A 7413-nucleotide genomic window follows, 5' to 3' on the forward strand; every position below is an offset into this window, starting at 1 on the left:
TGGCGCCCCCGAACTCGCGGCGGCCACCGGCTTGACCCGCAACGCGGTCAACCTGGTCCTGCGCCGTACCCCCGTGGCGGCCACTCCCATGACCACCCCAACCCACGCATTAGAAGAGGTGGCCGCCGCGGCCCGCCTGTGGCGGCAGGCAGAAGCCTCCTATCGCGATGATCAGATGCTGTGCGTCCTGGTCACCGAGCTCAAGACCAAGGCCGGTGCCGGGGAGAGGCGAGCCTGCGCCGATCGTGATGAGGCGATGCTGGCCTGCGTGCGTGACGGTCTGCCGACTGGCATCATCGCCGAGACCGCCGAGGTGAGCGGCTCGCTGATCTACACGATGACCAGTACCAGTACCAGTGACCTAGGCGAACATCCGGGTGCCGAAGCGGAGTTGCGGCAACTGGCGATCAGTGTGGCGCGCTGGCGCGAGGCGCGGCAGCGCAGTGCGTTGGCCGGCCAAAGGGTCAGTGAGCACGAGGCCAACCGCCGCCAAGCCAAAGTTGACGAGCGCGCCCGTCAGGAGCGGCGTAACGAGCTCATCGCACGGTGTGCCGCCTCGGGCTACACGCCAGGAGAGATCGCCCGATGGGCGGACCTGGACGTGGGTACGGTCACAGGATCGCTGTCGACGCCGGTGGGTGAAGTGTCGCTCGAGGATGGCCGCCAGGCGCTGCTCGAATTGAGTGAGGTCAGCCGCGCCTGGCGCCAAGCCCAGCAGGAAGCCGCAGACCAGCGGGCGCTCGGCGAGCTGCTGGCCTCCGAACGCCGGCGATGCCTGGGTCAGGAGGACTCGGCCCGCCGCGAGCGCAATCGGGCGCTGCTGGCCTGCCGACGGGCTGGCGTGACCATTGCCGTACTGGCGGCCCGGGCCCAGACCGACACCCGCACGATCCGCGAAGCGCTGCAGAAGGCCGAGGCGGCCGAGCAGCAGGAGGAGTCCGAGGAGATCGACGGGGTGCTCCTGGCGGAATCGGCTTGAGGCCGCCGCTCATGTGGGTGGCCGCGGCTGCGACGATCTGGCACCGCCCGGCGTGGACTGCAAGATCTGCGCAAAGCGTGATCACAGATCTTGATCTCCGCATGCGTAATCCCCTCGGCCGGCGGCGGCATGAGCGCTGTCCCGGCGCGGGTGGCAAGGTTGCGGCATGCCTCGGGACTCATCTGGGGTTCAACCCCGTCTATCTGCGGCACGGCACCGCGCTACAACGAGCTCGCCAAGAGCACGAGGAGCGGCGCACCGCTACCCAACAGCGGGTGATCCGCCTGGTCAAACGCGTCTTCGCAGAATGTTCGAGCAGCGACACCGTCTCCTACGAGACCAGCAGCCTGACGATGAACAACCAGCATGTCACGACCACCAACCCTCATCCGCGACACCGGCGACCAGCTTCTCGACCGGACTCTCGACGACGACCATGACCCACTCGTGCGTTCCTCACCCACGCCGGCGCGCATTCCCTGATCGATTCCACTCTTCTTGCGACGGTGGCGAATCGGCCGCCCCGCCGACCGAGGGGCTGCACAGTAGAGATGCGGGCTCGCTGAGGACATCGGAGCGGCTGGGGAAGTCATACCAGGCAGCCTGGCTGCTATGGCGCCGCTACGACGGGCTCCCCGGTGAATGGCGCCCGAAGCCTGAAGAACTATTAGAGGGCGAGTGAGTGCGCCGACGTGCCAGCATGCTCACGGTACACGGCAGGTCCGAGATCGACGTCCAGGTTTCCACAGCACCTGACCTGGCTCGATTCGGGCGGGTGCGTCTCGAGCCTGAACTGCGTTGGCTGTGTCTGCGCCCGGGCAGATCTCATGATCGGCTTAACGACAGCCTTCGAGCTCCCGCGGTGCTACTCGTGCGGTGCAGCATCTTCACGCTGGGAGACGAACGTTCCCTGGCCTTCGACAGTGTGCAACACACCATCCTCGGTCAGGCGGGCGATTGCTGAGCGCACACTGTCGCGCCCCACATCCTGCTCCTTAGCCAGCGCCGCCTCGGACGGAAGCGCGCGGCCGGGCCGGTAGGTGCCGACGCTGATCCGATCAACGATGACGGCGGCGATCCGTCGATCGATCGGGTTGACAAAGGTGCCGCGCCCCATGACCGTGCGCAGCACATGCTCCTCGTTCAATGCCCGAACGGCGGAACGCACGGTGTTGCGGGAAACACCAAACTCCTCGCACAAAGCCGCTTCCGAAGGAATGGGACCTCGTTCGGGTGCGTAGGTGCCGTCATTGACCCGCTTACGGATAACGGCCGCGAGCTGTCGGTAGATCGGGTCCGGTCCCAGCAGGTCAATACCCATGGGCCGACCCTATGTGACCTGGAATAATGCTACCCAGGTAGGTACAGGTAGTGACAGGACGATATGGGTTGGAATAGGGTTGCGGCATGGCCCTCAGCCCTCCAATGAGCGGCCCGAAACGGCCCGTGCGCGTCCTGGCGCGCACTGAGGGCCCATCGGTGCACCGCAACGCAGCAACGCACCTCACCGCCATCGAACACGGAAAGCCGTGCGCCGGGCTCCTCGGCCCTCGATGTGCCGGCCCTACTCCGCTGGCACATGCACGACTGCCGCCACCGGCCGTGCTCAAGGGCGACGGCGCATCCGATCGCGCGCCATCGCTCGCATGGCGACAGTCTGCTGATCTGCGCCAGATCGACTACGCCCGCTGCGGCGGCGAAGCGGCCTGGTCAAGTGATCGAGAGGCCGAACGGTTCGGGAACGGCATATGTGCCCTGACGTCGGCAGTGGTCCGGATCGATCGCGTGAGCGGATGTCGCGAACATGGTTCGGCGCGTACGAGGGTGCGTGAGCCGTGCGCGGGGCGGATCTGGTGACCCGGCCCGCTCCGATCGGGAGGCGATGGCAGACGTTCGTCGTTGCGGCGCGAAGGTGCCGAGTTTCCGCGGCGACGACCGATAGGCGTGGTGTGGCGAACGCGGGCCCTGTGATCACCCCTTGGCGGGCCCGTCGGCCATAACCATGCGCGGCCGATTGAGGTACCTACGTGCGCACATCCTCAACGGCCATGTGACAAGACAGCCGATGCCGCTGCCCGGGATGGCCGCGTGCTCGGATGACGGCGGGACCCGGATGGGTCGGATGCGAGGGCTGCGTCCCGCGCTGTCTGGGGTCCAAATCAGCCAGCGCGGGGCACAGATCCCGATGGCCGTGTGACGAGCGGCCGATGTAGTCGCCGGCATCGCTGCCGCAGAGGCGCCACCTGCGGCGCAACCCCATGTGAAAGGAGGTCTCGCTTGCCGGTGCGTTGCCCGCCAACCAGAGTCGTCAACTGGGTACGGGCGGGCAGCGACTGGTTCGATATCCGTTCGCCTATCACCTCTCCGTGGCCAGCAGACGTGCTGCCTCCGGGCGACTTTCGGTATTCCGGCGTTGCTCTCTGCCCGACCCTCGCTCGGCGCTCGAGGAAGGGCGGCGTCCGTGCGGGCTGCCCGCTTACCGCGACATAGGAGGCAGGTCCGGGCGAACAAACGAGGCATTCCACCCCAGTGATGCGGCTTGCCTCCCTCTTCTCACCCACCCATCTTCACTGAAAGCGATCATGAAAACACGTAAAGTAAGTCGGTGTATGACGGTGCTTCTCCTGAGCGCCGCTCTTGGCGCCTGCACCGGCAACACTGATCATCAAGTGACATCCGCGCCACGAGGCGCCGCCCCGACCGCTGGCACCAAGGCCTGCGCGGCAACGAGTGACGCACGCGCGAGCACCGAGCCGGTCACGCTCAAAGTCGGCGTCATGCCGATCGCTGATTCCGCTGCCTTCTACATCGCCATGAAGAAGGGGTACTTCACCGCAGAACGCCTGACCGTCGAACCGGTCACCGTGCAAGGCGGCGGCCCAGCCATCAACATGATGAAAGGCGGCCAGCTCCAAGCCAGCATCGTCAACTACGTCACCGCCTTCATCGCCCAGAGCAAATCCCCGGGAACGCTCACGGTCATCGCGCCTGCCTATCAGGGAGCACCAGGCGCGTTCAAGCTCATGACCACGCCCAACAGTCCGATCCACCGCTTGGCCGATCTGGCGACGACCGACACCAAAGTCGCCGTGGCCACATTGCACAGCGTCGGCACCCTGACAACCAAGATGGCGCTGAAGGCCGAGGGCGTCAGTGACGGCCGTGTCGCGTTCGCGGAGGTTGCGCTGCCCGACATGTCCCACAACCTGGACCAAGGCATGACCGGCGTCGCATGGATGACCGAGCCCTTCATCACCGACTGGCGAGACCGGGGCGGACGAGAGCTCTACGACGTGGTGATGGCCGGTGAGGCGGCGCTGCTCCCCATCGCCGGATGGGGCCTGACAGCCGATTACGCTCGCAACAACTGCGACATCGTGCAGCGCCTGCAGCGCGCCCTTCTCCGCGGCCAGCACGACGCCGCCGCCGATCGCGCCGAGGTCCTCGACGTGATGCGCACTTATACCAAGATCAAGCCCGATGTGCTGCAGCGGATCACCTTGGGCAGATTCCCCACCCAGTTCAACGTCGCCGACCTGCGGCACCTGGCCAGCCTCGTGTACACCTACGAGCAGCTGGACAAGCCGGTCGACGTCAAGGCGATGCTGGTGCCCGCCCCGCTCCCCACCATCACGGCACCGATGTCACCAGCGCCAGCCACCACGTCGCCGGCGGCGACACCGTCTTCCTCGCCAATGCTGGGGCGGTCATGAGCAGGAGGAGACTGCCGCAACGCAGCCACCCTGACCGAGAGAGGAGGCCCCATGAGGTCGTGCCGGCGCTCTCCTCAGAATTGGCAAATCTGCCTGCGTTGTACGCAGGATTCTGGGACTTCTGCGCTCTCATCGCGTTCGCCGAACTGAAAATCGCCGATTTCCTCGCGCGCATGACGCATCCCGTACCGCTCGATGCGCTGACGGCGTACTGCTGGCGACAGCACCACCATGACTCCTGGGAAGGCGTGAACAGTCCCTCCCCGGATGCGTCGGAGGTGTACGTACTGGCGTGCGCTCCGGACGTGGCACGCATGATGCGTCCGATGGTCCGGTGCGGCCTGGTGCGCCTGGATAAGCGCGGTTACTACTCCCTGACCTCAGCAGGCCGCACCGTGATCAGTACTGAGGCTGGCGTCTGGTGGGACCAGGTCATGCTGACTGCCCATCCCTGGTCGTGGAACGCTGCGCGAAATCTGACCTCCGCCGTGCTGGGACGCGGGCCAACAGAACTGCTCAGCGCCAACGGTGTGCGCGTAACCGATGGCGCTGTCGAATCCATGTTCGACAGACTGGATCATGATCCTGGATTGGCCGAGCTGTTCTACCGGGTAGCGGCCCGGCACACCGCGGCGTTCGCCGGCGAATTGTCCGCGCGGCTGCTCGTGAATGAGGGGACCAAGTCCGTGGCGGCCATCGGCGGCGGCCACGGACACCTGCTGGCGTCCCTCCTGCTTGACGATCCAGAGCTCCAGGGCAGTCTGGTGGAACGGCCCGGCCCGGCCTCGTTCGCGGCCGATGTCATCGATACGCATGGTCTCCGCTTGCGGTGCACGGTCATCCCCGGCGACATCTTCAGCGCCGATGACCTGCCAACAGGCCAAGACGTCTACATCGCCGAACGGGTCCTGCAGTACTGCGATGACACGCATGCGGAGCGCCTGCTGCAGGGCCTGGCCCAGGTCATGCACGTTGACAGCCAGGTGTGGCTGGTCGAGACAGTCCTCGGTGAGCCGCACGAGACGGAGGCGACCGACTACCTGGACCTGGGCCTGCTGGCGATGTTGTCCGGCCTGCTACGCACCGAGGCTCAGCATCGCGCACTGGCCTGGAAGAGCGGCTTGCAGGTGGCGACCACGGCGGCACTGCCTGCCGGGCTGACCCTTCTCATTCTGATTCCTCTAACCGGCACGTGCTCAGCCGCCCAGACGGAGGAGCCACCGAGTTGACCGCCCTGCCGTGCATCGCGTGGCACTGGCTGCGCACGGCGGCAGAGACCATCCCAGGCTGCGACCCACGGCGCTCTTCCCCCTCGTCTTCCGCTACTTGATGGATCGCCTCATGAAACGCATAAGACACCTACTCCTTGTGGCGCTCATCGTACTTACGGTCGTGCTGAGTGGATGCTCACGCAGCCCTGACTCCTTGTGCAGCGAACGCATGCCATCTCCCGGCGGACAGTTGACGCCGATCAATGTCGGCAGCATGTACATTCCCGAGGCCGCGACCCTGCAGGTGGCCGCATCGAAGGGGAGCTACCTCGAGCGGCAAGGGCTTCGCGCCAACACGAGCTTCGTTCAGGGCGGCGGCGCGGCCCTGCCGCTCTTGCAGGCCGGCAAACTCGACGTGGCGATCATGAATTACGTGACGGCCCTTCAGTTTGAGGCGGCCACTCCGGGCGTACTCAAGTTTCTCGCCGACGCCTACCAAGCCGACCGGAACACGTTCAAGCTCATGGTGCGCAAGGACAGCCCTTTGCGCACGCCCGCTGATCTGCGGGGGAAAACGGTCGCCGTCGTGACGCTCGATTCTATCGGCACCCTGAGCACGGAATACGTCTTGGCAGAGTACGGCCTGACCAAGAACGACGTCACCATGAAGGCCGTCCCGCTGCAGAAGATGACCGAACAGCTGGAAAAGAGCAGGACCGCACCGCCTGCTGAGCGTATCGACGCCGCATGGATGACCGAGCCCTTCATTACCTCCTACGCCAGCCAGTACGGCGGCCGTACTCTCGCCGACGTCATGGCCAGCGCCCTGGAACGTTTCCCCATCGCCGGCTGGGCCACCACCAAGACATGGGCTGGCAAGCACAAGGACCTGCTCACTCGCTTCCAGATCGCGATGTCCTGTGCCCAGTGGGCCGTGGACGGCAACCGCGCCCTCGTGACGAAGGCGCTGCTCGGGTACATCCCCAAGCTGGACACCAAGACCGCAGAGTCGATCACACTCGGCACCTTTCCACTAGAGCTGTCCCGTAACCGCCTTCAGCGGGTCGCCGACCAGATGCAGGAACGCAACTACCTGCACCACTCCCTCGATGTCTGCTCCATGTTGCTGCCGATGCCCTCTCTTACTGCCACACCCGAAGCATCGCCGTCCTCCTCCACCACCACGAGCCAGCAGGAGTGCGCCCCATGAAGACCCCCAAACCGCACGCCGTCGGTCAATCCGCGCCCGACCGCGCAACCGAGGACGGCCGCAGGCACATCCAACGCATCCAAGACGCCGCCGCACTCAACACCGTGCTGTACACCTTCTGCGAGTTGAGCCTGGCCGATCGCCTGGCGCAGGGGCCAGCCACCGGACTCGAACTCGCCGACTGGCTCAGGATCAACGCCGAGGCTCCAGTCGTCGACGTCGGCAAGCTAGAGCGTTTCCTCCACGCGGCCGTGGCCGGCGGCCTGGTGAGGCGTTCAGGCCAGGAATACGAGCTGACCG

The 7413-nt window shown here is 65.8% G+C and carries 6 protein-coding genes; 5 read left to right on the top strand and 1 reads right to left on the bottom strand.

From position 1 onward, the window contains the following. The coding region (locus AB0J09_RS50230) for a hypothetical protein (protein ID WP_360708297.1) at nucleotides 1–979 on the top strand (979 nt) is incomplete at its 5' end. 865 nt (nucleotides 980–1844) lie between these two features. Here AB0J09_RS50230 and AB0J09_RS50235 read toward each other — a convergent pair. Next, on the bottom strand, nucleotides 1845–2300 hold the full coding sequence (locus AB0J09_RS50235; RefSeq protein WP_360708300.1) for a GntR family transcriptional regulator: 456 nt from the start codon (nucleotides 2298–2300) through the stop codon (nucleotides 1845–1847). A gap of 1288 nt (nucleotides 2301–3588) precedes the next feature. On the opposite strand from AB0J09_RS50235, the gene AB0J09_RS50240 reads away from it, so the two are divergent. The 4 genes from AB0J09_RS50240 to AB0J09_RS50255 form a co-directional block, all read left to right on the top strand. Continuing rightward, nucleotides 3589–4692 carry an ABC transporter substrate-binding protein gene (locus AB0J09_RS50240; protein ID WP_360708303.1) on the top strand — a complete coding sequence of 368 codons (1104 nt, stop codon included), beginning with the start codon at nucleotides 3589–3591 and terminating at the stop codon, nucleotides 4690–4692. A gap of 59 nt (nucleotides 4693–4751) precedes the next feature. After that, entirely contained in the window at nucleotides 4752–5921 is a 1170-nt protein-coding gene (locus AB0J09_RS50245; protein ID WP_360708306.1) for a methyltransferase, read from the top strand. Between the two features lie 211 nt (nucleotides 5922–6132). Next, nucleotides 6133–7113, top strand: coding sequence for an ABC transporter substrate-binding protein (locus AB0J09_RS50250; RefSeq protein WP_360708308.1), 981 nt, complete (start codon nucleotides 6133–6135; stop codon nucleotides 7111–7113). After that, a partial coding sequence (locus tag AB0J09_RS50255) for a hypothetical protein (RefSeq protein ID WP_360708311.1) occupies nucleotides 7110–7413 on the top strand: 304 nt, incomplete at its 3' end. The genes AB0J09_RS50250 and AB0J09_RS50255, both read left to right, overlap by 4 nt.

The organism is Nonomuraea sp. NPDC049784, assembly GCF_040659615.1.
Taxonomy (GTDB): Bacteria; Actinomycetota; Actinomycetes; order Streptosporangiales; family Streptosporangiaceae; genus Nonomuraea.

What these genes read in the sequence shown, in the direction of transcription:
- AB0J09_RS50250 (WP_360708308.1), top strand. Translation starts at nt 6,133, where the DNA reads ATGCCATCTCCCGGCGGACAGTTGACGCCGATCAATGTCGGCAGCATG.
- AB0J09_RS50235 (WP_360708300.1), bottom strand. Translation starts at nt 2,300, where the DNA reads ATGGGTATTGACCTGCTGGGACCGGACCCGATCTACCGACAGCTCGCG.
- AB0J09_RS50240 (WP_360708303.1), top strand. Translation starts at nt 3,589, where the DNA reads ATGACGGTGCTTCTCCTGAGCGCCGCTCTTGGCGCCTGCACCGGCAAC.